25 protein-coding genes and 1 riboswitch are annotated in these 25,016 nt (G+C 72.5%); of the genes, 13 read left to right on the top strand and 12 right to left on the bottom strand.

Going from position 1 to position 25,016, the window contains the following annotated elements:
- The first annotated feature begins 9 nt into the window (after positions 1-9).
- From macS to ACH4VX_RS08835, 3 genes are all read left to right on the top strand, one after another.
- Positions 10-1,248, top strand: coding sequence for a MacS family sensor histidine kinase (gene macS, locus ACH4VX_RS08845; protein ID WP_398366655.1), 1,239 nt, complete (start codon positions 10-12; stop codon positions 1,246-1,248).
- Positions 1,245-1,937, top strand: a complete 693-nt coding sequence (locus tag ACH4VX_RS08840) for a response regulator (RefSeq protein ID WP_398366654.1) — start codon at positions 1,245-1,247, stop codon at positions 1,935-1,937. The genes macS and ACH4VX_RS08840 overlap by 4 nt, the downstream gene beginning before the upstream one ends.
- A gap of 79 nt (positions 1,938-2,016) precedes the next feature.
- The gene (locus ACH4VX_RS08835; RefSeq protein ID WP_398366653.1) at positions 2,017-3,012 is read left to right on the top strand and encodes a 2-hydroxyacid dehydrogenase; all 996 of its coding nucleotides are present in this window, start codon (positions 2,017-2,019) and stop codon (positions 3,010-3,012) included.
- Here ACH4VX_RS08835 and ACH4VX_RS08830 read toward each other — a convergent pair.
- On the bottom strand, positions 2,964-4,844 hold the full coding sequence (locus tag ACH4VX_RS08830; protein WP_398366652.1) for an anthranilate synthase family protein: 1,881 nt from the start codon (positions 4,842-4,844) through the stop codon (positions 2,964-2,966). The genes ACH4VX_RS08835 and ACH4VX_RS08830 overlap by 49 nt on opposite strands.
- A 106-nt stretch (positions 4,845-4,950) precedes the next feature.
- The gene (locus ACH4VX_RS08825; RefSeq protein ID WP_106429155.1) at positions 4,951-5,007 is read right to left on the bottom strand and encodes a trp operon leader peptide; all 57 of its coding nucleotides are present in this window, start codon (positions 5,005-5,007) and stop codon (positions 4,951-4,953) included.
- A 96-nt stretch (positions 5,008-5,103) separates the two neighbouring features.
- Between ACH4VX_RS08825 and ACH4VX_RS08820 the strand changes: the two genes are divergently transcribed.
- Positions 5,104-6,456: a class II 3-deoxy-7-phosphoheptulonate synthase gene (locus ACH4VX_RS08820; protein ID WP_398366651.1), complete on the top strand. Its 1,353-nt coding sequence runs from the start codon at positions 5,104-5,106 to the stop codon at positions 6,454-6,456.
- Between the two features lie 144 nt (positions 6,457-6,600).
- Entirely contained in the window at positions 6,601-6,837 is a 237-nt protein-coding gene (locus tag ACH4VX_RS08815) for a bacterioferritin-associated ferredoxin (protein WP_398366650.1), read from the top strand.
- Positions 6,838-6,857: 20 nt separating this feature from the next.
- Here the strand turns inward: ACH4VX_RS08815 and bfr are convergent, their stop codons facing one another.
- A complete protein-coding gene (gene bfr, locus ACH4VX_RS08810) occupies positions 6,858-7,376 on the bottom strand; it encodes a bacterioferritin (RefSeq protein WP_398366649.1) in 519 nt (172 codons plus the stop codon).
- A 184-nt stretch (positions 7,377-7,560) separates the two neighbouring features.
- Between bfr and ACH4VX_RS08805 the strand changes: the two genes are divergently transcribed.
- Positions 7,561-8,208, top strand: a complete 648-nt coding sequence (locus ACH4VX_RS08805; protein ID WP_398366648.1) for a sulfite oxidase-like oxidoreductase — start codon at positions 7,561-7,563, stop codon at positions 8,206-8,208.
- Positions 8,209-8,221: 13 nt separating this feature from the next.
- Here the strand turns inward: ACH4VX_RS08805 and ACH4VX_RS08800 are convergent, their stop codons facing one another.
- The 5 genes from ACH4VX_RS08800 to thiO form a co-directional block, all read right to left on the bottom strand.
- Complete coding sequence (locus ACH4VX_RS08800) at positions 8,222-9,100, bottom strand: deoxyribonuclease IV (protein ID WP_398366647.1); 879 nt, start codon at positions 9,098-9,100, stop codon at positions 8,222-8,224.
- A 34-nt stretch (positions 9,101-9,134) separates the two neighbouring features.
- Positions 9,135-11,060 (bottom strand): Stk1 family PASTA domain-containing Ser/Thr kinase, encoded by a 1,926-nt coding sequence (gene pknB / locus ACH4VX_RS08795; protein WP_398366646.1) that lies wholly within the window; start codon positions 11,058-11,060, stop codon positions 9,135-9,137.
- 266 nt (positions 11,061-11,326) lie between these two features.
- Positions 11,327-12,121 (bottom strand): thiazole synthase, encoded by a 795-nt coding sequence (locus tag ACH4VX_RS08790; RefSeq protein ID WP_398366645.1) that lies wholly within the window; start codon positions 12,119-12,121, stop codon positions 11,327-11,329.
- Positions 12,122-12,123: 2 nt separating this feature from the next.
- Complete coding sequence (thiS, locus tag ACH4VX_RS08785) at positions 12,124-12,324, bottom strand: sulfur carrier protein ThiS (RefSeq protein ID WP_398366644.1); 201 nt, start codon at positions 12,322-12,324, stop codon at positions 12,124-12,126.
- Positions 12,321-13,487, bottom strand: coding sequence for a glycine oxidase ThiO (gene thiO / locus ACH4VX_RS08780; protein ID WP_398366643.1), 1,167 nt, complete (start codon positions 13,485-13,487; stop codon positions 12,321-12,323). Before thiO ends, thiS begins: the two co-directional genes overlap by 4 nt.
- A riboswitch (TPP riboswitch) is annotated at positions 13,485-13,596 on the bottom strand. (Overlaps the previous gene by 3 nt.)
- A gap of 51 nt (positions 13,597-13,647) precedes the next feature.
- Between thiO and ACH4VX_RS08775 the strand changes: the two genes are divergently transcribed.
- The 6 genes from ACH4VX_RS08775 (at position 13,648) to ACH4VX_RS08750 (ending at position 18,761) form a co-directional block, all read left to right on the top strand.
- On the top strand, positions 13,648-13,989 hold the full coding sequence (locus tag ACH4VX_RS08775) for a hypothetical protein (RefSeq protein WP_398366642.1): 342 nt from the start codon (positions 13,648-13,650) through the stop codon (positions 13,987-13,989).
- A gap of 28 nt (positions 13,990-14,017) precedes the next feature.
- The gene (locus ACH4VX_RS08770; RefSeq protein WP_398366641.1) at positions 14,018-15,259 is read left to right on the top strand and encodes an NAD(P)/FAD-dependent oxidoreductase; all 1,242 of its coding nucleotides are present in this window, start codon (positions 14,018-14,020) and stop codon (positions 15,257-15,259) included.
- 78 nt (positions 15,260-15,337) lie between these two features.
- Positions 15,338-15,703, top strand: coding sequence for an Rv2175c family DNA-binding protein (locus tag ACH4VX_RS08765; protein ID WP_398366640.1), 366 nt, complete (start codon positions 15,338-15,340; stop codon positions 15,701-15,703).
- 357 nt (positions 15,704-16,060) lie between these two features.
- The gene (gene thiE, locus ACH4VX_RS08760) at positions 16,061-16,726 is read left to right on the top strand and encodes a thiamine phosphate synthase (protein ID WP_398366639.1); all 666 of its coding nucleotides are present in this window, start codon (positions 16,061-16,063) and stop codon (positions 16,724-16,726) included.
- Positions 16,727-16,833: 107 nt separating this feature from the next.
- Entirely contained in the window at positions 16,834-17,757 is a 924-nt protein-coding gene (gene metF / locus ACH4VX_RS08755) for a methylenetetrahydrofolate reductase [NAD(P)H] (RefSeq protein WP_398366638.1), read from the top strand.
- Positions 17,758-17,813: 56 nt separating this feature from the next.
- Positions 17,814-18,761 (top strand): hypothetical protein, encoded by a 948-nt coding sequence (locus tag ACH4VX_RS08750; protein WP_398366637.1) that lies wholly within the window; start codon positions 17,814-17,816, stop codon positions 18,759-18,761.
- A gap of 6 nt (positions 18,762-18,767) precedes the next feature.
- Here the strand turns inward: ACH4VX_RS08750 and ACH4VX_RS08745 are convergent, their stop codons facing one another.
- The 4 genes from ACH4VX_RS08745 to ACH4VX_RS08730 all read right to left on the bottom strand — a co-directional run bounded on the left by ACH4VX_RS08745 (position 18,768) and on the right by ACH4VX_RS08730 (position 24,177).
- Positions 18,768-20,264 (bottom strand): phytoene desaturase family protein, encoded by a 1,497-nt coding sequence (locus ACH4VX_RS08745; protein ID WP_398366636.1) that lies wholly within the window; start codon positions 20,262-20,264, stop codon positions 18,768-18,770.
- A 415-nt stretch (positions 20,265-20,679) separates the two neighbouring features.
- On the bottom strand, positions 20,680-21,309 hold the full coding sequence (locus tag ACH4VX_RS08740) for a TetR/AcrR family transcriptional regulator (protein ID WP_398366635.1): 630 nt from the start codon (positions 21,307-21,309) through the stop codon (positions 20,680-20,682).
- A gap of 35 nt (positions 21,310-21,344) precedes the next feature.
- Positions 21,345-23,429 (bottom strand): YhgE/Pip family protein, encoded by a 2,085-nt coding sequence (locus ACH4VX_RS08735; protein ID WP_398366634.1) that lies wholly within the window; start codon positions 23,427-23,429, stop codon positions 21,345-21,347.
- Positions 23,401-24,177, bottom strand: coding sequence for an ATP-binding cassette domain-containing protein (locus ACH4VX_RS08730; RefSeq protein ID WP_398366673.1), 777 nt, complete (start codon positions 24,175-24,177; stop codon positions 23,401-23,403). The genes ACH4VX_RS08735 and ACH4VX_RS08730 overlap by 29 nt, the downstream gene beginning before the upstream one ends.
- Positions 24,178-24,342: 165 nt before the next feature.
- Between ACH4VX_RS08730 and ACH4VX_RS08725 the strand changes: the two genes are divergently transcribed.
- The gene (locus tag ACH4VX_RS08725) at positions 24,343-24,954 is read left to right on the top strand and encodes an SAV_6107 family HEPN domain-containing protein (RefSeq protein WP_398366633.1); all 612 of its coding nucleotides are present in this window, start codon (positions 24,343-24,345) and stop codon (positions 24,952-24,954) included.
- Positions 24,955-25,016: the final 62 nt, after the last annotated feature.

The raw sequence follows: 25,016 nt of genomic DNA, 5'->3' as shown, positions 1-25,016 counted from the left end.
GTGGGGGACATGGCCAGGCGCGAACGAGTCATACGCATGTCGGTCGAGCAGCCGCTGTGGCGCGCGCTCACCGGTTACCGGGTCCTTGCGCTCGTGTACGCGATCGGTCTGTTCGCCACCGCCTACGAGGAGTTCCCCCGCCTCTGGCTCGCCGTCGGATACTTCACCGTCCTCGCGGTGTGGACCCTGGCCACCCTGCCCAGGACCGCGAGTGCCGCCGCCTGCACCAAGCGCTTCCTCACCGCCGACCTGACCATCGCGCTCGTCGGCATCCTGCTCACGCCCATCACCGACGCGCCCGAACGCGTGGAGGCGGGCGGCCCGACGCTGCCGTCGATCTGGACCGCCGGATCGGTGCTGGCGTTCGCCGTCAAGGGCGGCTGGCGCTGGGCGGCCCTCGCCTCCACCCTCGTCGCCGTCGCCAACCTGATCGAACGCGGCGGCCCTGCCCGCGACACCGTGCACAACGTGATCCTGGTGTGGGTCGCCTCCATCGCCATCGGCTACGTCGTCGAGGTCGCCCGCGCCTCCGAGCGCACCCTCGCCCGCGCCCTGGAGATCGAGGCGGCGACCAGGGAACGGGAGCGCCTCGCGCGGGACATCCACGACGGCGTGCTCCAGGTGCTGGCCATGGTGCAGCGCCGGGGCGCGGTGCTCGGCGGCGAGGCCGCCGAACTGGGCCGGATGGCCGGGGAGCAGGAGGTCGCCCTGCGCACCCTGGTCTCCGGCGGGATCGTACCGGTCTCCCGGGCCTCGGAGGACGCCGCCGAGGGCGCCGTCGTACGGGCCGTGGACGAGGACGACACCGGGGACGACGAGCCGGTCGACCTGCGCACCCTGCTCGCCCCCTACGCCGGATCCCTGGTCGGCCTCGCCGAGCCGGGAGCGCCGGTGCGGCTGGCACCGGTCGCCGCGCGGGAGGTGGCCGCCGCCGTCGGGGCCGCCCTGGACAACGTCCGCAGGCACGCCGGGGAGGAGGCGCGCGCCTGGATCCTGGTCGAGGACGAACCGGACGAGGTGATCGTCACCGTCCGCGACGACGGCCCCGGCATCCCCGAGGGCCGGCTCGCCCAGGCCGAGGGCGAGGGCCGGCTCGGCGTGGCCCTGTCCATCCGGGGCCGGCTGCGCGACCTCGGCGGCAGCGCGGACCTGATCTCGGTGCCGGGGCAGGGCACGGAGGTCGAACTGAAGGTGCCCAAGGACGCGAAGGAAGCGGACGACCCGCGGGGGAAGGCGGAACAGCGATGACGGACAGCACCGGGGACCGCGAGGGCCCGATCAGGGTCATGGTGGTCGACGATCACCCCATGTGGCGCGACGCCGTGGCCCGCGACCTGTCCGAGTCCGGCTTCGAGGTCGTCGCCACCGCCGGCGACGGCGACCAGGCGGTGCGCCGCGCCAAGGCCGCCGCACCCGACGTCCTCGTCCTCGACCTGAACCTGCCCGGCAAGCCCGGAGTCCAGGTCTGCAAGGAGGTCGTCGCCGCGAACCCCGCCGTCCGCGTGCTGGTCCTCTCGGCGAGCGGCGAGCACGCCGACGTCCTGGAGGCCGTCAAGTCCGGTGCCACCGGCTATCTGCTGAAGTCCGCCTCCACCGAGGACCTGCGGGACGCGGTGCGCCGTACGGCCGTCGGCGACCCGGTGTTCACCCCCGGCCTGGCCGGACTGGTCCTCGGCGAGTACCGCCGCCTCGCCTCCGAACCGGCAGGGCCCGCCCCCGCCGACGGCGAACCGGGGGCGCCCCGGCTGACCGACCGCGAGACCGAGGTGCTGCGCCTGGTCGCCAAGGGTCTCAGCTACAAGCAGATCGCCGAACGCCTCGTCATCTCCCACCGCACGGTGCAGAACCACGTGCAGAACACCCTCGGCAAGCTCCAGCTGCACAACCGCGTCGAACTCGTCCGCTACGCCATAGAGCGCGGCCTCGACGACGAGTAGACAGTCCTGTGCCTGCCCCGAACGGCTCGGGGGCACCCGTATATTCGCCGGTACGGCGACACAACCCCCGGAGGGAACCGTGGAGATCCTGGCGTTCGGCGTGCAGGCCGACGAGAAGCCCCTGGTCGAGCGGGCCTTCGCGGGCCATCACGAGGTGCGCGGCCTCGACGTCTTCCTCAACGCGGACACCGCCCCCATCGCCGCAGGACACGAGATCATCTCCACCAGCGTCAACTGCGACCTCGGCGCCGAGGTGCTGTCGGACCTCGCGGCCGGCGGCACCCGGATGGTCGCCCAGCGCTCCACCGGCTTCAACAACATCGACCTGGAGGTCGCCGAACGGCTCGGCCTGACGGTCGCCCGGGTGTCGTACTACTCGCCGTACTCGGTCGCCGAGTTCGCCTGGACGCTCGCCATGGCCGTCAACCGCCGGGTGGTCCGCGCCTCCACCCGCACCCGCGACTTCGACTTCCGGCTCGACGGACTGATGGGCCGCGACATGCACGGCCGTACCGTGGGCGTCATCGGCACCGGGAAGATCGGCGAGGCGTTCGCCCGGATCGCCCACGGCTTCGGCATGCGACTGCTCGGCTGGGACGTCCACGAGAACCCCGCCTGTCGCGAGCTCGGCATGACCTACGTCCCCAAGGAGCAACTGCTCGCCGAGTCCGACCTGATCAGTCTGCACGTCCCGCTGCTGCCCGCGACCCAGCACCTCATCGACGCCGACGCCCTGAAGGCGATGCGGGACGACGCCGTCCTGGTGAACTCCAGCCGGGGCGGCCTCATCGACACCGCGGCCCTCGTCGCCGAGCTGCGCGAGGGCCGCTTCACGGGCGTCGGCCTGGACGTGTACGAGGCGGAGGCGGGACTGTTCTTCCTCGACAAGTCCCTGGAGGCCGTCGACGACGACACCCTGGCCCGCCTCGTCACGTTCCCCAACGTGCTGGTCACGTCCCACCAGGCCTACTACACCGTGGACGCCGTCGGACAGATCGTCGAGACCACGGTGAACAACGTCCTCGACTACCTCGCCGGCCGCCGCTCCGAGAACGTGCTGGTGCCCCGCAGCTGACCCGCCAACTCGCGGACGATCGCCGCGCCGTTCAGGGTCAGCACCGACTCGGGGTGGAACTGCACCCCGGCGACGCCCGGTCCCCTGAGCGCGTGCACCTCGCCGTTCGCGGCGCGGCTCACCTCGACGCCGTGCGCGGCCAGCTCCCGCGCGGTGTCCTCGTCGCAGTGCGCCACGAAGCTGTTGTAGAAGCCGACCGTCTCCGGCCGCCCGAACAGGTCGATCTCCGTCTGCGCCCCCTGGTACGGCACCTCCTTGCGGACGATCTCCAGGCCCAGCTCGGTCGCGATCAGCTCGTGGCCGAGGCAGACCCCGAGGACGCCGTGCCGGTTCTCCCGGATGACGTCGGCGGTCAGCGCGCGCAGGAAACGCATCTTCGGGTCGGCCGTGTCGGACGGGTCACCCGGTCCGGGGCCCAGCACCAGCGGCCCGTCGTGCCCGAGCACCGTCTCCCGCAGTCCCGGCTCGTCGTACCGCCGCACGGTCACGTCCAGTCCGGCGGCGCGCAGCACATGGGCGAGCATCGCGGTGAAGGTGTCCTCCCCGTCGACGACCAGGGCGTGACCGGTCAGCGCGTCCGACCGTTCCTGCATCCGCAGCCAGAAGGGCGCCAGGGAGGCCCGCCGCCCGTCCAGCGCCGCCCGCACCCGGGGGTCGTCGGCCAGCTTCGGCCGTACGGACTCCTCGCGCGGCAGCCTGGGGCGTACGCCCAGCGCGGCCAGCACCCCGGCCGCCTTGGCGTGGGTCTCCGCGACCTCGCCCGCCGGGTCGGAGCCGCGCACCAGCGTGGCCCCGACCGGCACCCGCAGCCGCCCGGCCGCGTCGATGTCGGCGGTGCGGATCAGGATGGGGGAGTCCAGTGTCTGGGCGCCTCCCTCGTCGCGGCCGATGAGGGCAAGGGCGCCCGCGTAATAACGCCGCCCGCCCACCTCGTGCCGTTCGATCACCCGGCAGGCGTTCTGCACCGGCGACCCGGTGACGGTCGCCGCGAACATGGTCTCCTTCAGCACCTCGCGCACATCCAGCGAGGACCGGCCGCGCAGCTCGTACTCGGTGTGCGCGAGGTGCGCCATCTCCTTCAGCCGGGGGCCGACCACGACTCCGCCCATGTCGCCGACGGTGCACATCATCTTGAGCTCCTCGTCGACGACCATCGAGAGCTCCTCGATCTCCTTGCCGTCGTCGAGGAACTCCAGCAGGTGCCCGGGGGTCGGCCCCTGGGCCGGATAGCGGTAGGTGCCGCTGATCGGGTTCATCACGACCGTCCCGCCGGACGCTCTGACGTGCACCTCGGGGCTCGCCCCGACCAGCGTGCGCTCACCGGTGTGGACGACGAACGTCCAGTACGCGCCACGCTCGCCCTCGAGGAGGCGCCGGAACAGCGCCAGCGCGTCGGCCCGTCCGAACCCGGGGATCTCACCCCCGTACGTCCGCCGGATCACGAAGTTGGCGCCCTCGCCCCGCCCGATCTCCTCGTCGAGGACCCGCCCGACGATCCGCGCGTACTCCTCGTCGCCGACGTCGAAACCGCCGCCCTCCACCCGGACGTCGTGCGCGGGGAGCCGGTCGAGGGCCTCGGCGAGCGGGATCTCGTACCGCTCCTCGGGCGTCAGCACCAGCAGCGGGGTGCCGTCGTCACGGACGTCGAAGCCCCGCTCGCGGATCTGCCGGAAGGGGACGACCGCCAGGCACTCGTCGGGCAGGTCGGCCAGGAGGTCACGGGTGCCGACCGGGCCGACCAGCAGCTCGACCACGTCGTGATCGTGGCCCGGCGTGCGGCGGCGCAGCAGGGCGAAGGGGCGTTCGTCGTGCGGGAGCTGTGCCAGGTCCATGGGGGTGTCCCTCGTCTCGTCGCTGTCATGAGCGTGAGGAACGACCCCGGGAAACACCGAAGGCCGCCCCTCGGGCGGCCTTCGCGAAGTCTGTGCGTACGCGCAGTCAGTGGGCCGCCGGAGAAGCGGGCCACCACCAGTTCTGGATCGAGTGCGCGAACATGCGACGCATCCTACCCCATGTCCACGGAACGTATTACGTGTCTCACTTTCTGGTCACGGCCCGGTGGCCGCGAAAGCACCCCGTAATGTTGAGGGCGTGACCGTGAACGCTAAGTCCAGCGCGAGCGCTGGCAACACCTGGCGAGACCTGCCCGCGGCGCAGCAGCCCGAGTACCCCGATGCCGAGGCTCTGCGCGATGTGATCGCGGACCTCGAGTCGTATCCGCCGCTCGTCTTCGCGGGCGAGTGCGACCAGCTGCGCGCCCGGATGGCGTCCGTCGCCAAGGGAGAGGCGTTCCTTCTCCAGGGCGGCGACTGCGCCGAGGCCTTCGACGCCGTGTCCGCCGACCACATCCGCAACAAGCTCAAGACGCTGCTCCAGATGGGCGCCGTGCTGACGTACGCCGCCTCGGTGCCGGTCGTGAAGGTCGGCCGGATCGCCGGCCAGTACTCCAAGCCGCGCTCCAAGCCGACCGAGACCCGCGACGGCGTGACGCTGCCCACCTACCGGGGCGACTCCGTCAACGGCTTCGACTTCACCGAAGAGGCCCGGATCCCGGACCCCGAGCGGCTGAAGCGCATGTACCACGCCTCGGCGTCCACGCTGAACCTGGTGCGCGCCTTCACCACCGGCGGTTACGCCGACCTGCGCCAGGTGCACGCCTGGAACCAGGACTTCGTGAAGTCGTCCCCGTCCGGCCAGCGCTACGAGCAGCTCGCCCGGGAGATCGACAACGCGCTGAACTTCATGCGGGCCTGCGGCACCGACCCGGAGGAGTTCAAGACCGTCGAGTTCTTCTCCTCGCACGAGGCGCTGCTGCTCGACTACGAGTCCGCCCTCACCCGCGTCGACTCCCGCACCGGGCAGCTGTACGACGTCTCCGGGCACATGGTGTGGATCGGTGAGCGCACCCGGCAGCTGGACCACGCGCACATCGAGTTCGCCTCGAGGATCCGCAACCCGATCGGCATCAAGCTCGGCCCGAGCACCACGGCCGAGGAGGCGCTGCAGTACATCGAGCGCCTCGACCCCGAACGTGAGCCCGGCCGGCTCACCTTCATCGTCCGGATGGGCGCCGACAAGATCCGCGACAAGCTCCCCGAGCTGGTCGAGAAGGTCACCGCGTCCGGTGCCACCGTGGCCTGGATCACCGACCCGATGCACGGCAACACCTACGAGGCGGCCTCCGGCCACAAGACCCGCCGCTTCGACGACGTGCTCGACGAGGTCAAGGGCTTCTTCGAGGTCCACAAGGGGCTCGGTACGCACCCGGGCGGCATCCACGTGGAGCTCACCGGCGACGACGTCACCGAGTGCGTGGGCGGTGGTGACGAGATCTTCGTCGACGACCTGCACCAGCGCTACGAGACGGCCTGCGACCCGCGGCTCAACCGCAGCCAGTCGCTGGACCTGGCGTTCCTCGTCGCGGAGATGTACCGCGACCAGTAGCCGGTGACACCGGCCAAGGGGTGGGGCGCGTATCACATCGGATCGCGCCCCGCCCTTCTTCTGTGTGTTCCGGGCGGCAGGTAAGGTTAGGTTAGCCTCACCGATCAGGGGTCGGGACGGCTCGGCCCAGTACCTTCTCGGGAGGTGAACCGCGTGTTCGTCTGCAGTTGCTTCGGTGTGACCGAGGAACAGGTGAGGAGTCACGCGGACGCCGGAGCGTGCACGCCCCGGCAGATCGCCTCCGCCTGCAAGGCCGGCACCGACTGCGGCGGCTGTGTGCGGCGCATCCAGGCGCTGCTCGGCCGCGGCTCGTGCCCGCGCCGGCAGCTGATCGACGAGGGCGGGCAGCCGCTCACGGCGAAGGTCTCGGAAGCCGCCTAGTCCCGTCTTCCGGTCCCGCCCTAGTGCGTCGAGAAGCCGCTCGTTCCCGGGCCCGACGAGTCGGGCTGGGACTGTTCGACGACCGTCGACAGGTACAGCGACTCACCCAGTTTCTCGATCAGCTCCAGCTGGGTGTCCAGATAGTCGATGTGGTGCTCCTCGTCGGCCAGGATCGCCTCGAAGACATTGGCCGACGTGATGTCGCCCTTGTTGCGCATGACCTCCACTCCGCGGCGCAGCCGGTCGATCGCCTCGAGCTCGATCTCCCGGTCGGCCTGGAACATCTCGGTCACGGTCTGCCCGACCCGGACGTGGAACAGCCGCTGGTAGTTCGGCAGGCCGTCGAGCAGCAGGATGCGGTCGGTGAGCACCTCGGCGTGGCGCATCTCGTCGAAGGACTCGGCGCGCGTGTACTCGGCGAGTTTCGTCCAGCCCTTGTGGTCCTGCAGCTTCGAGTGCAGGAAGTACTGGTTGATCGCCGTGAGCTCGGCGGTCAGCTGCTCGTTCAGGAATTCGATGACCTCGGGGTCGCCCTGCATCGCATGGGCTCCTTCCGCGCGGGGGAACTGGCAGGTTGGGGCGCATGATTGCACCGGCGGAGAAAATCGTCCAGTAAGTCTTGACTTAGTAAGTAAGTGCATGCTTGGTATGCTTTGTACCTGTTCGACCGAATCTGCCGGGCCCGGTTCAGGGGCATCGCCACCGGTCTGTCAGGATGGAGACATGGGTCAGCCGGCGGAACGCGAATCGGGGGAGCGCGCATCAGGAGGAACGGTGCGGTTCGAGCTCCCGCCGGGGCAGCGACTGCAGAAGGGCTGGCCGGTCACGCACTACGGGCCGGTCCCCAAGTTCCGGCCCGAACGCTGGGAGTTCCGGGTCTTCGGCGCCACCGCCGACGGTGCGAAGCACTGCTGGGACCACGAGGAGTTCACGGCACTGCCGTACACCACCGTCGAGGCCGATCTGCACTGCGTCACCAAGTTCAGCATGGTCGGCGCGGAGTGGGGCGGGATCCCGGCGCGCACCATCGTGGACATCGCCCCGCCCGCGCCGGACGTCACCCATGTGATGGTCTGGGCGGAGTACGGATTCAGCTCCAACCTCCGGCTGTCCGACTTCACCTCCGAGCGCGCCCTCTTCGCCACCCACAAGGACGGTGAACTGCTCACCGCCGAGCACGGCTTTCCGCTGCGGCTGATCGTCCCCCATCTGTATGCCTGGAAGGGCCCCAAATGGGTGCGCGGTGTGGAGTACATGACCGCCGACCGCCGGGGCTTCTGGGAGGAACGCGGCTACCACAACGTCGGCGACCCCTGGACGGAGCAGCGCTACTCCTACCAGGAGGAGCCCGGAGAGGGCCCCGAGCTCTGACCCGAGGAGCTCTTCAGGCGTCCCGGAGCTTCTTCAGCCGCTCCACGTCCGCGGCGTGTCCCTCCCTGCCGCCGGGCGTCTCGATGACCAGCGGTACGCCCTCGGTCGCCGGGTGCGTCATCAGCGCCCGGAACGGGTCCTCACCGATGTGTCCGGCGCCAATGTTCGCGTGCCGGTCCTTGTGCGCGCCGACCACATCCAGGGAGTCATTGGCGTGGATCAGCTTCAGCCGGCCCTCGCCGACGGTGTCCACCAGCAGGTCCAGCGTCTGGTGCATCCCGCTCGGCCCGGTCAGGTCGTGGCCGGCCGCGAAGATGTGGCAGGTGTCCAGACAGACGCCCAGCTTCGGATGGGCGTCCAGCGCCTCGAAGTACGGCCCGAAGTCCCAGGTCCGCGAGCACAGCGAGGAGCCCTGGCCCGCCGTCGACTCCAGCAGCAGGAACGGGTCGTCGTCCTGGGTGAGCTCGTCGAGCAGCGGCAGCATGTGCTCCCGTACCTGCCGCAGCGCCACCGCCCGCTCCCGCCCGCCGGTCGCGCTGCCCGTGTGCACCACCACGCCCAGCGCGCCGATCTCCCGGCCGCGCCGCAGCGAGTGCCGCAGCGACTCCACGGACCGCTCGACGGTCGCCTCGGTGTGGGACCCGAAGTTGATCAGGTACGGGGCGTGCACGTACGCCGGGATCGACCCGGCCGCACAGGCCGCGCGGAACGCCTCGTCCTGTTTCGGACTGCCGGCCGGGGTGGCCCAGCCGCGCGGATTGGCGACGAAGACCTGCACCGTCTCGGCGTTCAGCTCACGGGCGTAGGACAGGCCGACGGAGTGCAGGCCGCCGGCCACGGGGACATGGCTGCCGACCGGGTTGCGGGCGGGACCGGACAGGTGACTCTTCACCCGTCAAGGGTGTCATGGGCGCCGGCCCCGTACGTCAGCGGATCTCGATGGTTATCGTCGAGCCCTTGGGCGCGGTGTCCCCGCCGTCCACGGACTGGCCCTTGACGGTGTCGCCGAACAGTCCGAGCAGTCCGCGGTCCTCGTCCACGCCGAACCCGGCGTCCTCCAGCTTCTCCTTGGCCTCGTCCACGCTGTCGCCGATCACGTCCGGCACCTGGATCATCTCCGGGCCCTTGGACAGCGTCAGCGTCACGGTGTCGCCCTCGGCGGCCTGCCGCCCCGCGCCCGGGGTCTGCCGGGCCACCTGGCCGGCGTCGTGCTCGGAGTTGACCCGCCCGGCGGCGATCCTCACCTTGAGACCGGCCTCCTCCAGCTCCGCGCGAGCGTCCTGCGCGTCGTCGCCGGTCACGTCCGGCACGTCCACCGGGCTGCCCTTGCTCACGGTCAGCGCCACCGCGGAGCCCGCGCGGACCTCGGTGCCCTTGCCCGGCTCCGTGGAGATCACCGAGCCCCGGGCCACGGTCCCACTGAACTCCCGGGTCACCATGCCCGGCTCCAGACCGTCGTCCTTCAGCAGGTCCCGCGCCTTGTCCAGCGGATAGCCGTCGAGGTCGGGCACCCGCACGGTCTGCGGGCCCTTGGAGAGGGTCAGCGACACCGAGTCGTTGCCGCGGATGCGTGCGCCCGCCTTCGGGTCGGTGCTGATCACCGTGCCCCGCTCCACGGTGTCGCTGAACGCCTCCTTCACCTGGCCGGCGTCCAGCCCGGCGTCCGCCAGCCGGCCCCTGGCCTCCTGCTCGGTCTTCCCCAGCAGCGGCGGGACCTTGGTGAACTGGCCGGAGTTGATGTACCAGATTCCCGTACCGGCCCCGAGGACCAGCAGCACGGCCACGACGATCGCCATCGGCCCGCGCTGCAGCGCCGTCCGGCGCCGGGGCGGCAGCGGCGGCGGGGACCGGAACTGGCTGGTGTGGTGCAGGGGGTCCGCGGCCTCGTCCTCGTTGACGGGCAGCGGGCGGGGGACGCTCAGCGAGCGCGGGATGACGCTCGTACGGTCCTCGGCGTTGTCGTGCTCCGCCGTCAGCGCCTGCGGCGGGACCGCGTCGAGCTGCTCGGCGGTGAGCCGGCCGCGCCCCGCGCGGGCCCGCGCGAGCAGCGCCACCGCGTCGTGCGGACGGACCTCGGGATTGCGGGCGGTCGCCGACGCGACGAGCTCGTCCAGCTCGTACGCCATGCCGGGCACGGCGGCCGACGGGGCCGGCACGTCGTCGTGCAGATGCTTGTAGAGCACGATCGCGGGGGAGTCGCCGTCGTGCGGCTTCTCGCCGGTCAGCATCTCGTAGAGCAGGATGCCGCAGGCGTAGACGTCCACGCGGGGATCGGCGATGCCGTTCTCGATCTGCTCCGGGGCCAGGTACGAGACCGTGCCCAGCACGGTGCCCGTGGTGTTCGTCACCGAGTCCACCGCGCGGACCAGCCCGAAGTCGGCGACCTTGACCCGGCCGTCGTCCCCTATCAACACGTTCTCGGGCTTCATGTCGCGGTGCACGAACCCGGCCCGGTGCGCGGCGCCGAGCGCGGCCAGCACCGGCTCCAGGATGTCCAGCGCGGCGCGCGGCTGGAGCGCCCCGCGCTCGCGCAGCACGTCGCGCAGGGTGCAGCCGGCGATGTACTCCATCGCCAGGTAGACGTACGCCCCGTCGGTGCCCTGGTCGAAGACCTGCACCACGTTCGGGTGGGCCAGCCGGGCGACCGACTTCGCCTCGCGGATGAACCGCTCGACGAACGAGCCGTCGGCCGCGAGGGAGGGGTGCATCACCTTGAGCGCGAGGATGCGGTCCAGGCGGGTGTCCACGGCCCGGTAGACCGTGGCCATCCCGCCGACCGCGATCCGCGCCTCGACGCGATACCGGCCGTCGAGCACCTGCCCGACCAGAGGGTCCTGAAGGGTCGTGTCCACCCCCCGAGTCTACGAGCCCCCACCGACACCCCCGCCCCGTTCGTCCCCCGTTGAAGCGGACCTGTGACGTGTATCGCGCCGCTGTGACCGCGAACACCCCACCGCACGACTACGAGCACCGGTGCCGCGCAACTGCGGGCAGTCGTGCCTCCCCCAGTGCCTCAAGGGTCTGGGAGGTACCCCCAGGGCGGCACGGGTGGGCGCGGCGGCACCCTGTAAGCGCCGGCAGGCGAACCCCACCCCCGTCCGGCCCGAGCACCGGTCGCCTAGAAAGCAGGCCGCTCAGGATCCAGCACGGCCATGCCCTCCGCGGGAGACGACGCCGAAGCGAACCACCGCCGAGGAATCCGCCCGGCCAACCGCGCCGACCGCCCCGCCTCCACCGCACACCGCATCGCGGAAGCCATGAGCACCGGCTCCTGCGCCCGAGTCACCGCAGACGCCAGCATCACCCCCGCGCACCCCAGCTCCATGGCCAGCGCCACATCCGACGCGGTCCCCGCCCCCGCGTCCAGAATCACCGGCACACCGGCCCGCTCCACGATCAACTCGAAGTTGTGCGGATTCCGGATCCCCAGTCCCGACCCGATCGGCGACCCCAACGGCATGATCGCCGCACACCCGGCCTCCTCCAGCCTCCGCGCCAGCACCGGATCGTCGTTCGTGTACGGCAGCACCGTGAACCCGTCGTCGACCAGCGTCTCCGCCGCGTCCAGCAGCTCGATCGGGTCCGGCAGCAGCGTCCGCTCGTCGGCGATGACCTCCAGCTTGATCAGATCCGTGCCGAGCGCCTCCCGCGCGAGCCGCGCGGTGAGCACGGCCTCCCCGGCGGTGAAGCACCCCGCCGTGTTCGGCAGCACCCGGACGCCCAGCTTCTCCAGTACCGACAGCACGGACCCGTGCACCGAGGGGTCCACCCGCCGCATCGCGACGGTCGTCAGCTCCGTCCCGGACGCCACCAGCGCCCGCTCCAGCACGTCGAGGCTCGGCGCCCCGCCGGTGCCCATGATCAGGCGGGACGTGAAGGACGTACCGCCGAGGAGGAACGGATCGTCGGCCATGGTCAGCCTCCCTGGACGGCGGTCAGGACTTCCACACGGTCACCCTCGGAGAGGGGCGTGGCGGGCCACTGCGCGCGCGGGACGACGGTTTCGTTGAGGGCGGCGGCCACCCCTGAGGGCGCCTTGGTGAGCGACTTCACGACGAGGTCGAGGGCCGTGCCGGGCGCGAACCGCCGGTGTTCCCCGTTGACCGAGATGTTCATGCGGGCTGCTCCGTGCGGACGGCGGCGCCGAAGCGCCGGGGGGTGAACGGACGGGCCACCTCCGGCAGCGCGCCGGTGGTCAGGACCTCCGCCATGGCATCGCCGGTGACCGGTGTCAGCAGGACACCGTTGCGGTAGTGGCCGGTGGCGAGGAGCAGCCCCTCGAGGCCGGTCGGGCCGAGCAGCGGCGCGTTGTCGGGGGAGCCGGGGCGCAGGCCGGCCCGGGTCTCGGCCAGCGGCAGCTCGGTGATGCCGGGGACCAGCTCGTGGGCGTCGCGCAGCAGCTCGTACACACCGCCCGCGGTCACCGTCGTGTCCCAGCCCGTCTCCTCGCTGGTCGCCCCGATCACCAGCTCGCCGTTCTCGCGCGGCACCAGATAGACATGGCTGCCGCGCACCACGGCCCGCACCGTCCGGCTCAGGAAGGGACCGTGCCGCGCGGGCATCGTCAGCCGTACCACCTGCCCCTTCACGGGACGGACGGGCGGCAGCACGTCCTCCCGGACGCCCGCGAGCCGCCCGCTGAGGCTGCCCGCGGCGAGCACCACCTGCCCGGCGCCCAGTTCGGTGCCGTCGGCCGTGACGACGCCCGTCGCGCGATCTCCCGCGACCACGAGCCGCTCGGCCCACGCGCGGTGGACGGTCACGCCCGCGCGCTCACAGGCGGTGACCAGCGCGGTCGCCAGCCGCCGGGGGTCGATCTGGTGGTCGCCGTCCACCCGCAGCCCGCCGCGCACCCCCGGCGCGAGCATCGGCTCCAGGCGCCGGCAGTCCCGCCCGGAGAGCCACTGCGAGTCCAGCCCCGACCGCTGCTGCAGGGCGTGCAGGTCCCGCAGGTGGGCGCGGTCGTCGGCGTCCAGCGCCACGGCGAGCGTGCCGCACGCGCGGTAGCCGAGGTCCTGGCCGGTCAGCTCGGTCAGCTCGGCCGCGAAGACGGGATAGCGCCGCGCGGAGGCGAGGTTCAGACCGAGCAGGGTCTCCTCGCCGTAGTGCAGTTCCGTGACGGCGGCCAGCATCCCGGCGGCCACCCGGGCGGCGCCACCGCCCGGTTCGGGGTCCACCACGGCTGTGACGAGACCGCGCTGCGCGGCCCGCCAGGCCGTGACCAGACCGATGATTCCGCCCCCGACGACGAGGACGTCTGAGGTACGCGTGGGCGACATGGGCGTCCAGCCCCTCCCTTCGCCGGCATGACCCGGATCAGGTTCGTACGGTCGGAGGCCGCCAGCCTCCCTCTCAGCCCGGTGCGTCCGGGCTCCCGCGAGTGCTTGTACGTTGGCCACCCTAGCCCGCACCGCACCGCGCCTGTAAGGGAGCCTCCGCGTGGCACCATCGCTCGACGGACTCGTCCTCGCCCCCGTGGCCGACCAGGCCCCCGGCCAGGTCGGCACCCGCACCCGGTTCGTCTACCACGAGCGGGACGGCGAGATCTGGGCCGAGTACGCGGGCGGCGACGTCGTGCGCGGGCACTTGGTGGGCACCCGCGCGGGGGACCGGCTGGACTTCCGGTACGTGCAGCTGAAACGGGACGGCACCACCTCCTCGGGGCACTGTGTGTCGACGGTCGTGGAGCTGCCCGACGGACGGGTACGGCTGGAGGAGAGCTGGGCGTGGGAGTCGCAGCCGGGCAGCGGGACGAGCGTGGTGGAGCAGCTCGGCCGATGACGTCGCGTCAGGTGTCTAAGGTGATCGGGTGAGCGAGCAGACGCAGCAACCGGGACGGTCCGAGCCGCGGCGGGTGGTGGTGGCGGGCGCGGGCATGGCCGGTGTGCAGACCGCCCTCGCCCTGCGGGAGCAGGGCTTCACCGGCACCGTGACCCTGATCGGCGCGGAACCCCACCAGCCGTACGACAGGCCGCCGTTGTCGAAGGCGGTGCTGCTCGGCAAGGCCGAGGACTCCGCCTTCGACGTCGACTTCGAGGACGCCGGCATCGAACTGCGGCTCGGCTGCGAGGTGCTCGGCCTGCGCCCCGCCGACCACGAACTGGACACGGAGACCGGACCCGTCCCGTACGACGTCCTGGTGGTCGCCACCGGTGCGGAACCGGTCCGGCTGCCGGGCACGGAGGGCGTCCCCGGCGTCCATCTGCTGCGCACCCTGGACGACGCCGCGCGGCTGCGGCCGGTGCTCGCGCGACAGCACGACATCGTGGTGGTCGGCGCAGGCTGGATCGGCGCGGAGTTCGCCACGGCGGCCCGCGGGGCGGGCTGCGCGGTCACCGTCGTGGAGGCCCAGGAGCGGCCGCTCGTCGAGGCGCTGCCCGCCGAGGTGGCCGCCCCGATGGCCGCCTGGTACGCCGAGGCCGGTGTCACGCTGCGCACACGCGCGCGCGTGGAGCACGTCGAACCCGGCGTCGTGTTCCTGGACGACGGCACGCGGCTGCCCGCGGACGCCGTGGTCGTCGGCATCGGGGCCCGGCCCGCCACCGCCTGGCTGGCGGGCTCGGGGATCGGGCTCGGGGCGCACGGCGAGGTCGTCGCCGACCGCCATCTGACGACCTCCCTGCCGGACGTGTACGCGGTCGGCGACTGCGCGTCCTTCCCGTCCGGACGCTACGGCGAGCGGCTGCTGGTCCACCACTGGGACAACGCCCTCCAGGGGCCGCGCACGGTCGCCCTGAACATTCTCGGCGCGCCCGCCGGCCGGGAGCCGGCGGTCTACGACCCGGTGCCGTACTTCTGGTCCGAGCAGTTCGGGCGCTTCGTGCAGTACGCGGGGCATCACGCGGACGCCGACCGGATGGTGTGGCGCGGGAACCCCGCCGAGGCGGCGTGGAGCGTCTGCTGGCTGCGGGAGTCCCGCCCGGTCGCGCTGCTCGCGGTGGGGCGGCCCCGGGACCTGGCGCAGGGACGCAGGCTGATCGAGGCGGGCACGGTGATGGACGCGGAGCTGCTGGCGGACCCGGCGCGGCCCCTGAAGTCGGCGACGGCGTGAAGCCCTCCGGCCCGGCGCGTCCGCCCGGGCGGGTGGGGCCGACTTCCGGCTGTCGGTGGCAGATGGCACGCTTGTCCCGTGACCGAGATTGACGCAAAGATCGATGCTCTCGTCCCCGCCTGGCTCACTCTGCCCGACATCGCCGAGATGTTCGGTGTCGAGGTGACGCGTGTCCGGCAGCTGGTCAAGGAGGGCCAGATCATCGCCGTACGCCGAGGTGAGAACCGCGCGCTGCACGTCCCCGCCGCCTTCATCGACGAGGACAAGGTCGTCAAGGGCCTGACCGGGACCCTGACGCTCCTGCGGGACGACGGCTTCACGGACGAAGAGATGCTGGAATGGCTCTTCACCCCCGATCCCTCCCTGCCGGGCACGCCCGCGCAGGCACTCAGCGAGAACCGCGGCACGGAGGTGAAGCGCCGGGCCCAGGCGCTCGCGGTCTGACCGCACCCGACCGTCCACCCACCCGAACACCACCGGCCGGGGCACGAGCCCCGGCCGTGGGTACCCGTGCAGGCACGGCGTCCGAGGCGGATGGTGCGCCGGCCGCGTGAGGCGGAGACGGGCCCGCGTCCGGGCGGAGGCGTTCGTCGGGCTCCGGGTTCCGTGTACCGGTGCGTGCTCTCGCGGCGTCCGGGAGGGGGTGGCGGCCCGTGAGGGGCGTCTCGCGGTCGTCGGCGCGGCGGGCATAGGGTCCGTTGCGATGTGAGCTCCGTCGGCCCTTGACGGCCGAGGACGCCTGCCACGACACGCCGGGCCCACCGGGTCCGTGCGCCGCCGACACCCCGGGGGAACCCTCGTATGACCGACACCGCTCGCGCCCGGCTCGCCGACGCCCGGGTCTACCTGTGCACCGACGCCCGCAGGAGGCAGGGCGACCTCGCGGAGTTCTTGGACGCGGTCCTGGCCGGCGGGGTCGACATCGTGCAGCTGCGGGACAAGGGCATGGAGGCCGGCGAGGAACTGGAGCACCTGGCGGTCCTCGCCGACGCCTGCGCCCGGCACGGCAAGCTGCTCGCGGTCAACGACCGCGCGGACGTCGCCCACGCCGCCGGCGCCGGCGTCCTCCACCTCGGCCAGGGCGACCTCCCCGTCCCCGCCGCCCGCGCCATACTCGGCGACGGCATCCTGATCGGCCGCTCCACCCACGCCGGGTCCGAGGCCGCCGCGGCGGCCGTCCAGCCCGGCGTGGACTACTTCTGCACCGGCCCCTGCTGGCCCACCCCCACCAAGCCCGGCCGCCACGCGCCCGGCCTCGGCCTGGTCCGCCACACCGCGGCCCTGGGCACCGAGCGTCCCTGGTTCGCGATCGGCGGCATCGACCTCGGCAACCTCGACGAGGTGCTGGACGCGGGTGCCCGCCGGGTCGTCGTCGTACGGGCCATCACCGAGGCGGACGACCCCGGCGCGGCGGCGGCCGAGTTCGCGAAGCGGCTGCGGCAGGCGGAGCCCTCGGACGCCGGGTGACCCCCACACGTCTCAGGTTTGTCCAAGGGGTGGACAACAAGTAGGCATTTCAGACAAATGTCCCCCATCCGGTTGGGGGACCGCCGCCCCCTGGCTAACCTGCCGGTATGGCCCTCGGAACCGCATCCACCAGGACTGATCGCGCACGCACCGTGCGCGACATGCTCGCCGCCGGCAAGAGGACGTATTCGTTCGAGTTCTCGGCGCCGAAGACCCCCAAGGGCGAGCGGAACCTGTGGAGCGCGCTGCGCAGGGTCGAGGCGGTCGCGCCGGACTTCGTCTCCGTGACCTACGGCGCGGGCGGCTCCACGCGCGCGGGCACGGTCAAGGAGACCCAGCAGATCGTCGCCGACACCACCCTCACCCCGGTCGCCCACCTCACCGCGGTCGACCACACCGTCGCCGAGCTGCGCAACATCATCGGCCAGTACGCCGACGCCGGGATCCGCAACATGCTCGCCGTGCGCGGCGACCCGCCCGGTGACCCGATGGGCGACTGGGTGCCGCACCCGCAGGGGCTGACCTACGCCGCCGAACTCGTCCGGCTCATCAAGGAGTCGGGAGACTTCTGCGTCGGTGTCGCCGCCTTCCCGGAGATGCACCCGCGTTCGGCGGACTGGGACACCGACGTCGCCCGCTTCGTCGACAAGTGCCGGGCCGGCGCCGACTACGCGATCACCCAGATGTTCTTCCGGCCCGAGTCCTATCTGCGGCTGCGTGACCGAGTCGACGCGGCGGGCTGCGCGACCCCGGTGATTCCCGAGGTCATGCCGGTGACCAGCGTGAAGATGTTGGAGAGGTTGCCACAGCTCAGTAACGCCGTGTTCCCGGAGGCCCTCAAAGAGCGGATCCTCACAGCGAAGGACGATCCGGCGGCTGTACGCTCCATCGGTATCGAGTTCGCCACGGAGTTCTGCGCCCGGCTGCTGGCCGAGGGAGTGCCCGGACTGCACTTCATCACGCTCAACAACTCCACGGCGACCCTGGAAATCTACGAGAACCTGGGCCTGCACCACCCACCGCGGGCCTAGACCGGTCGCACGGATGTACGACACACTGCGTAGCGACCACTGGGAGAGGGGCGTACATGGGCTGGACGGTCCTCTACATCGCGTTCGGCATCGTCGCGCTGTGGTTGCTCGGTGAGGTGCTGCTGCAGTACAAGGCGCGGCTGCGCTGGCGGCTGCTCGCCTTCGGTGGCTTCCTCGGTGTCGTGCTCGGTGTGCTGATCCCGTCCGTGATCGTCATCGGGCTGGGCGCCGCGGCCTTCGCGGTCGGCCAGACCTACGTCACCCTGTCGTTCCGCCGCGGCTTCGCGGCCGGCTGGGCGGTCAACGCGCCGATACTTGCCGCCGCCAAGGGCCGCCGCGGCGACCGCGGACGCCAGGAGCCGACCCTGGAGGTCTCCGACCTGGAGGCGTCCGGCACCGGTCACGGCGGCGAGGGCGACGGCCACCGCGACCGGGACGGCTACCGCGCGGACGACGACTACGACCGCGACGACGTGTTCACCCCCGCCGCCCGTCCCGACCAGCCGGCGCCCGACGGGACCACCGCCGTCTACGAGCCGCAGCCCATGCCCGACGACACCGGCTCCTACGGCGTCTACGGCGGAGACACCGGGTACGCGGCCCCGTCCCAGGACCAGTACGCGGCGGCCGCCCAGGGCGCCGACCCGAACTACGCCTACGACTACTCCGGTTACGGCCAGCAGCAGGGCTACGACACCACGGGCCAGCAGCAGTACGCGGCCTACTCCGACCCGTACATCGGCAACTCGCCGGCCTACGGGAACACCTCGTACGACACCGGCTACGCCGACCCGCAGCAGTATCCCCAGCAGGGCTACGGCCAGGACCCGTACGCCCAGCAGGGTTACGGCGGCGAGACCCCGGCAGGCGGCCTGTGGGTCCCGCAGCAGCGCAGCACCGACGACACGTACGGCGGCGAACTCCCGCCCGAGCAGCAGCAGTACCCGCACCAGGGCGACGGACAGACGCACGGCAACGGGTACGACGAGCAGTACCGCTACTGAGCGCGCTCACTGCGACCCGCGGAACTCCGGCCCCTCCACGATCAGTCCGGCGACCAGCGCCCCCGACATCCCGGCGTGCGGGAGCCCGCCGCCGGGGTGGGACCAGCCGCCGGCCGTGAACAGCCCGGTCAGCCCGGTGCTGTTGGCCGGGTGCAGCAGCCGCCCGCCCGCCGCGGCCAGCGCCGGTACCGGCACCGCGCCGCCCTCCGCGCCGGTCTCCTCGGCGATGTCGGCCGGGGTGCGCATCTCGTGCCACAGCAGCCGGTCGCGCAGGCCGGGTACCGCCCGCCCGGCGACGGCGATCAGACGCTCGGCGTACGCGTCCCGGGCCCCCTCGGTCCCGGCGGGCACCGCCGCCGTCACCGTGGCCGCCTCGTGGCCGGCGTCCGGGACCAGCGCCGGGTCGTCCGGCCGCAGCACCGTGACCGTGGGCCGCGCGGGCGGGCCCCCGGGCGCACCGGACAGCGACTCCAGTTCGGCCTCCCGGTCCTCCGTGTGCACGACCGTACGGTGCGGGGTCCCCTCCGGGCGCCCGCCCCGCAGCGCCAGCGCCACCGTCACCCGGCTCGCCGTCCCCCGCCGGCCCGGTACCTCGCCGTCACCGCGCACCCGCGTCCCCCGGCTCAGCCGGTCCAGCACCCCGGGAGCCACCCCGGCGACCACGAAGTCCGCCTCCGCCACGGTGCCGTCGGCGAGTTCCAGTCCCGCCGCCCGGCCGTCCTTCTCCGTCACCCCGGCCACCTCCGCGCCGAAGTGGAACTCCACCCGGCGGGCCAGACACCGCTCGTACACCGCCCGCGCCAGCTCCCGCATGCCGCCCCGCACGTACCACATGCCGAAGGCGTGCTCCATGTACGGCAGCACCGCCGCGCTTGCCGGGGTGTCGCGGGGATCGAGGCCGTACGCCAGCGCATGGCTCTCCAGCAGCGCGATCAGCCGGGGATCGCGCAGCTCCCACGCACCGACCTCCGCGAGCGTGCCCGCCCTGCGCGTGCGCAGCAGCTTCCTGTGGGGGACCGCCGGATACGGCTCACGCTCGGCCAGGACCTGCCAGTTGGGCCACAGCGGCTCCTCCAACAGCGGTCTGCGCGACCGGTCCCAGGCCTCCCGGGCCCGCACCAGGAAGTCCCCCCAGCGCCTGGCCGCGTCCGCCCCGAGGTTCTCCTCCAGTGCGGAGACGACGCCCGCGCGGGAGGCGTTCGGCAGTGACACGCGCGTACCGTCCGCGAACACGTGGTGCGACGACGGGTCGGCCTGGACCAGCTCGACACACGCCTCCAGCGGCTCCCTGCCGGTCTTCACGAACAGATCCCGGTAGACCGCCGGCAGCGGGAGCAGTCCGGGCCCGGTGTCGAAGGCGAACCCGTCCCGCTCGAGACGGCGCAGCGCACCGCCGTACGTCTCCGTCCGCTCGTACACCGCCACCCGGTGGCCCGCGACGGCCAGCCGGGCGGCGGCCGCCATCGCGCCCATCCCGGCGCCGATCACCGCAATCCGTGCCATGCCAGGGACTTTATCCGCCGCCACCGGCAGTCCGTCCCCGAGTACCCGCGCCCCGCCCCGGGCTCCGGTCGGCGGCACCGAGCCGTGGGTGCGGGTGCGCAGCCCTGAGTACCCGTACCTAGCCGCCGAGTTGAGTACGCGCGCGGATGGGGGCCGACCTGCGGGAACGAGAGAGTGGAGACCACGGAGAGGGGCCCGGCCCCGGAACCGGCGACACGGGGCGCCGGAACGGTACGGGCCCGCGATCCGCTCCTTCCGTCGGCACCGTCGGCGGGATCGAGGCACGGGGGAACCCGGGGACGGCCACACGGGGGTTCCAGGGGGACGTACGGGGGGAGCGAGGAAGGCGCCGGTCCGGCGGTGGCCCGCGGGGGACGCGGCCACCGCCGGACCGGCGCCTTCGTCCGTCCAGGATTCAGCGGCGGCCGCCGACCCGCCCCTGCAGCAGCCGGGACAGGGCGGAGTGCACGTCGTCCAGGGAGCGCTCCGGCTGGAAGGACTGCCAGTCCAGCGCGGCCACCAGCACCATGCCGACCAGCGCCGCCGCCGTCAGCGGGACGTCGATCTCGTCGTTGAACTCGCCGTTCGCCACGCCCTCGCGCAGCACGCCCTCGACCACCGCCACGGCCTGCTGCCGCACCACCATCAGCGTGGACTGCCAGGCCCGGTTGGTGCGCCACAGCTCGGCCACGTACAGCTGGGTGAAGGCCGGGTAGCGGTCGATGAAGACGAGCCCCGCGCGGATCATCGCGTCCAGGGCGTCGACCTTGCCCCCGCCCTCCCCGGCCGTCCGCTCGGCCGCCTCCCGCAGCGAGGCGGTCAGCAGACCGACCCCGTGCCGCAGCAACTCCTCGAAGAGGACCGACTTGCTCGCGAAGTTGTAGTAGACCGTGCCTTTCGCGACTCCCGCCCGCTCGGCGATCTCGTCCACGGTGGTGGCGGAGAAACCTTGTTCGGCGATGAGGGTGACGGCCGCCTCGTAGAGCTTCTGCCGGGTGGCCTCGCGGCGGGCACTGCCGCCCGGCGTGGTGCTGCTGCGTTCCATGGCCCTGATTGTCACAGGAACGCCGGTCCGTCCGTTCACAGGACCAGCTCCGGGTGGAGCCGGTCCATCGTCCACACCTGGCGACGGCGGGCCGACAGCGCGGTGAGCGCGAGGGCGCCCGCGGTGAAGGCCACGAGTACGGCGCACGCCTGCCACACCGGTCCGAGGCCGCCGCCCGTGATGAGCCGCCGCAGCGCCCCGACGACATGGCTCATCGGCAGGAACGGGTGCAGCGCGTTGAAGAAGCCGGGGCTGGTCTGCACGGGGTAGGTGCCGCCCGCCGAGGTCAGCTGGAGCATCAGCAGCGCGAGGACGAGGATCCGGCCGGCCGCGCCGAAGCGCGCGTTCAGCCACTGCACGATCGCCGCGAAGCACGCCGTCACCAGGCACAGGAAGCCCACGGTCCCGGCCGCCCGCGCCATCTGCAGTCCGAGCGCCCAGTGCAGCACCGCCATCAGCGCCAGCGTCTGCAGCACCCCGATCGCCACCACCGGCAGCCAGCCCGCCAGCGCGATCCGCCAGGCGGAGGCGCCCGCCGCAAGCGCGCGCCGGTTCATCGGCGCGATCAGCATGTACGCCACCATCGCGCCCACCCACAGCGACAGCGGGATGAAGTACGGGGCGAAGCCGGTGCCGTAGTCGGGCGCCTTGTGCAGGTCGCGGGAGACGAGCCGGACCGGGTCGGCCATCACCTCGGTGCGCCGGTCGCGGTCCTGCTCGTCGTAGTCGGGGATCTTCCCGGCGCCGTCGTGCAGGCCGCCGGCGAGCTCGCCGGATCCGTCCACGAGCTTGTAGAGGCCGCCGTTCAGATCGTCCGCGCCAGTCTTCAGCTCGCCGACGCCCTTGTCCAGGTCCGCGGCGCCGGTCTCGGCGGTGCCGAGTCCCTTGTTCAGCTTCTTCGCGCCGGCGGCGACCTCGCCGGCCCCGGTGTCGAGCTTGTTGATCCTGGTGACGGCGTCGTCGAGGTCCTCGGAGAGGTGCGGGGCGCGGTCGGCGAGCGCCCGGGCCCGCTTCTCCAGGACGGCGAGGTGCCCGTCGAGCTTCTCCAGGTCGTCGCGGTGGCCGGTGACCAGGGCACCGACGTCGCCGGCGACGGTCGCCGCCGTGGCCACCGCGTCCCTGGCCCTCTTCAGGTCCGGGCAGGCGGGATCGGGCAGGACGGGGTCCTCGCAGCGCGCCCGGTGGACGTCGTCCATGGTGTCGGACGCCGCGCGGGCGTCCTTCACCGCGGCCGGCGCCTCCTCCTCCAGGGCGTCGAGGTCCTCGCGGAGTTTTCCGGCAGAGTCGGCGACGAACCGCGCGGTGTCGCCGATGGTCTTCTCGTTGTCCTCGAGGAACGGGCCCACCTCGGCGTCGACCGCGTTCACCTTGCCGGCGAGTCTCCGCGTGCCGTCCGCGACCTTCTTCGAGCCGTCCTCCAGGTCGCCGGCGCCCTTGTGGAGGGCCTTCAGGCCCTTGGACAGCTTCCCGCTGCCCTTGCGCGCGGCCTCCAGGCCGTCGGCGAGGTCCTTGGAGCCCTTCTCCGCCTTCCCGATGCCGCCGCTCAGCTTGTCCGCCCCCTCGGCCGCCTTCACGGTCTCGCCGTGGATGTCCGAGAACGAGACGAAGATCCGGTCCAGGAAGGAGCGCGAGGTCTTCGTGGAAGCGGCCCGGCGCACCTCACCGAAGACCGTCCGGGAGATCTGCCCGACGATGTAGTTGTTGGCGTCGTTCGTCCGCACCTGGAGGGCGCCGGTCTCGGGGGAGTCACCCGAACCGGAGGCGATACGGCGGCTGAAGTCGGCGGGCATGGTCAGCGACAGGTAGTACGTGCCGTCCTCGACGCCCCGCCGGGCCTCGGCCGCGCTCACCTCCCGCCAGTCGAAGGCGCCGCTGTCGCGCAGCCCTTCGGCGATGTCGTCGCCCGCGGTGATCCGCTTCCCGCCGGCACGCGCCCCCTCGTCGTCGTTCACCAGCGCCACCGGGATCCGGTCCAGGCGGCCGTACGGGTCCCAGAACGACCACAGGTACAGGGCGCCGTACAGCAGGGGCAGCACCAGCAGGGCGACCAGGGCCGCGCGCGGCAGTCTGCCCCGGCCGAAGCGCCGGAGTTCAAGAGCGGCCAGTTTCGGCGAGCGCATCGGCCGCCGCCTCCTTCGCGTCGTCCTTCGCGTCGTCGTGCCGGCCGGTTCCCGTGCGGACGACCACCGCGTCGCGCGGTGCCTCGCTGCACACCGCCAGCACGGTGGTACCGGTCTCGGTGACGGACTTCAGCAGGGCCCAGACATCGGTCCGTTCGGCGGACGAGAGCTTCAGATCGGTGTCGTCCACACCGAGCAGTCGGGGACGCCCCAGCAGCGCCAGCGCGAGCGACAGTCGCAGCGCCTCCACCCGCTCCAGATCCCGTACGGCGGTCCGCGCGGACTTGGGCAGGGCCGCGAGGTCCAGCCCGGCGGTGGTCAGCGCGTCGTCGACGCGCTCCCTCTCCTCACGTGCGCGTTCTCCGCGCGGACGCCGCAGCACGCGCGGGCGGGGGAGCGGGCCGCCGAAACGGCGCCGCAGCAGGGCCTGTTCCCGCAGGTGCTCGCCGACGGTGAGGGAGGGGTCGAGATCGGTGACTCCGGTGACGTGCGCGAGCGCGCTGCGGCGGCGTACGGCGGACATGCGCCGGGGCAGTTCGAGTCCGCCCACGGCGGCCAGGCCCTCCGTGGGCCGCATGCGGCCGGTGAGGGCGAGCAGCAGGCAGGTGCGGCCCGACCCGGACGGCCCCTCCACCGCGATCAGCGAGCCGGGCTCCGCGTCGGCCGAGATGCCGCGGAACACCCAGCCCCGCGGCCCCTTCAGGCCGAAGTCGCGGGCCGTGACGGTGAGTCCGAGCGGACCGTCCACCAAGTCCCCCTATTTTGAACTGACTGGTCAGTGCAAAAATTAGCGCGAACCACCGAGCGAAGCAAAAGCCCAGGTCAGAGCGGATTGTCAGTGCCATACCTCACGATGTGCACATACGGCACCTCTTAGTAGGGGTGTCGTCACAAAGACGACAGGAGGTTCGTCATGGCCCACTCGTCCGCAGCCGCCGCCCGTCGGCGCCGCGCAACCGGCCCTGCCCCCTCACTGAACGGCCCGGCGAGCGACATCCACCCCGTGCTGCGCCGCGCCACGGCCCCGCTCGCCGCCCTCGACCTGCTCGCCCAGGCCCGTGCCGGACTCGACGAGGCCGCCGTCCTCGAGACGCCCAACGAGCGCTACGCGACGGCCCACCTCGCCGCCCTGCGCACCGCCGCCGCCGTGCTCGCCGCCCGCGGCCGGCCCGAGACCTCGCCCCGGGCCCGGGCCCGGATACGGAGCGCCTGGGAAGTGCTCCCCGAGATCGCGCCCGAGCTCACCGAGTGGAGCGCGCTGTTCGCCTCCGGGGCCCGGCGCCGTGCCCGGGCCGAGGCCGGCATCCAGGGCGCGGCAAGCGGCCGGGACGCCGACGACCTGATACGCGACGTGGCCATGTTCCTCCGTCTGGTCGAACGCATGCTGGTCCTCCAGCCCGTCCTGCCCCCGCAGCAGCCCTTCCCGGGGGCGCGGGGAACTGCGCAGAGGGGGTCCGGGGGCGAAGCCCCCAGGGACGGGACGGGACGGGGCGGCGGGAGCGAAACACCTCAAGCGGCACCGTAGGAGCGCGGACAGGTGCCCGGCCACCACGGCGCAGGCCATAGGGTGGACAGCGCCTGAAGCCC

It is taken from the genome of Streptomyces sp. NPDC020731 (genome assembly GCF_044334705.1).
Taxonomy (GTDB): domain Bacteria; phylum Actinomycetota; class Actinomycetes; order Streptomycetales; family Streptomycetaceae; genus Streptomyces.
Note: the sequence above shows the minus strand (reverse complement) of the source record. Positions and strands in the feature narration are given on the sequence as shown.

Bases quoted from the DNA above. Each gene is read 5' to 3' on its own strand.
- ACH4VX_RS08740 (WP_398366635.1), bottom strand. From the start codon at position 21,309: ATGGAACGCAGCAGCACCACGCCGGGCGGCAGTGCCCGCCGCGAGGCC.
- ACH4VX_RS08805 (WP_398366648.1), top strand. From the start codon at position 7,561: ATGGGTCAGCCGGCGGAACGCGAATCGGGGGAGCGCGCATCAGGAGGA.
- bfr (WP_398366649.1), bottom strand. From the start codon at position 7,376: ATGCAGGGCGACCCCGAGGTCATCGAATTCCTGAACGAGCAGCTGACC.
- thiE (WP_398366639.1), top strand. From the start codon at position 16,061: ATGACCGACACCGCTCGCGCCCGGCTCGCCGACGCCCGGGTCTACCTG.
- metF (WP_398366638.1), top strand. From the start codon at position 16,834: ATGGCCCTCGGAACCGCATCCACCAGGACTGATCGCGCACGCACCGTG.
- thiS (WP_398366644.1), bottom strand. From the start codon at position 12,324: ATGAACATCTCGGTCAACGGGGAACACCGGCGGTTCGCGCCCGGCACG.
- macS (WP_398366655.1), top strand. From the start codon at position 10: ATGGCCAGGCGCGAACGAGTCATACGCATGTCGGTCGAGCAGCCGCTG.
- thiO (WP_398366643.1), bottom strand. From the start codon at position 13,487: ATGTCGCCCACGCGTACCTCAGACGTCCTCGTCGTCGGGGGCGGAATC.
- ACH4VX_RS08840 (WP_398366654.1), top strand. From the start codon at position 1,245: ATGACGGACAGCACCGGGGACCGCGAGGGCCCGATCAGGGTCATGGTG.
- ACH4VX_RS08725 (WP_398366633.1), top strand. From the start codon at position 24,343: ATGGCCCACTCGTCCGCAGCCGCCGCCCGTCGGCGCCGCGCAACCGGC.
- ACH4VX_RS08830 (WP_398366652.1), bottom strand. From the start codon at position 4,844: ATGGACCTGGCACAGCTCCCGCACGACGAACGCCCCTTCGCCCTGCTG.
- ACH4VX_RS08745 (WP_398366636.1), bottom strand. From the start codon at position 20,264: ATGGCACGGATTGCGGTGATCGGCGCCGGGATGGGCGCGATGGCGGCC.
- ACH4VX_RS08735 (WP_398366634.1), bottom strand. From the start codon at position 23,429: ATGCGCTCGCCGAAACTGGCCGCTCTTGAACTCCGGCGCTTCGGCCGG.
- ACH4VX_RS08750 (WP_398366637.1), top strand. From the start codon at position 17,814: ATGGGCTGGACGGTCCTCTACATCGCGTTCGGCATCGTCGCGCTGTGG.
- ACH4VX_RS08790 (WP_398366645.1), bottom strand. From the start codon at position 12,121: ATGGCCGACGATCCGTTCCTCCTCGGCGGTACGTCCTTCACGTCCCGC.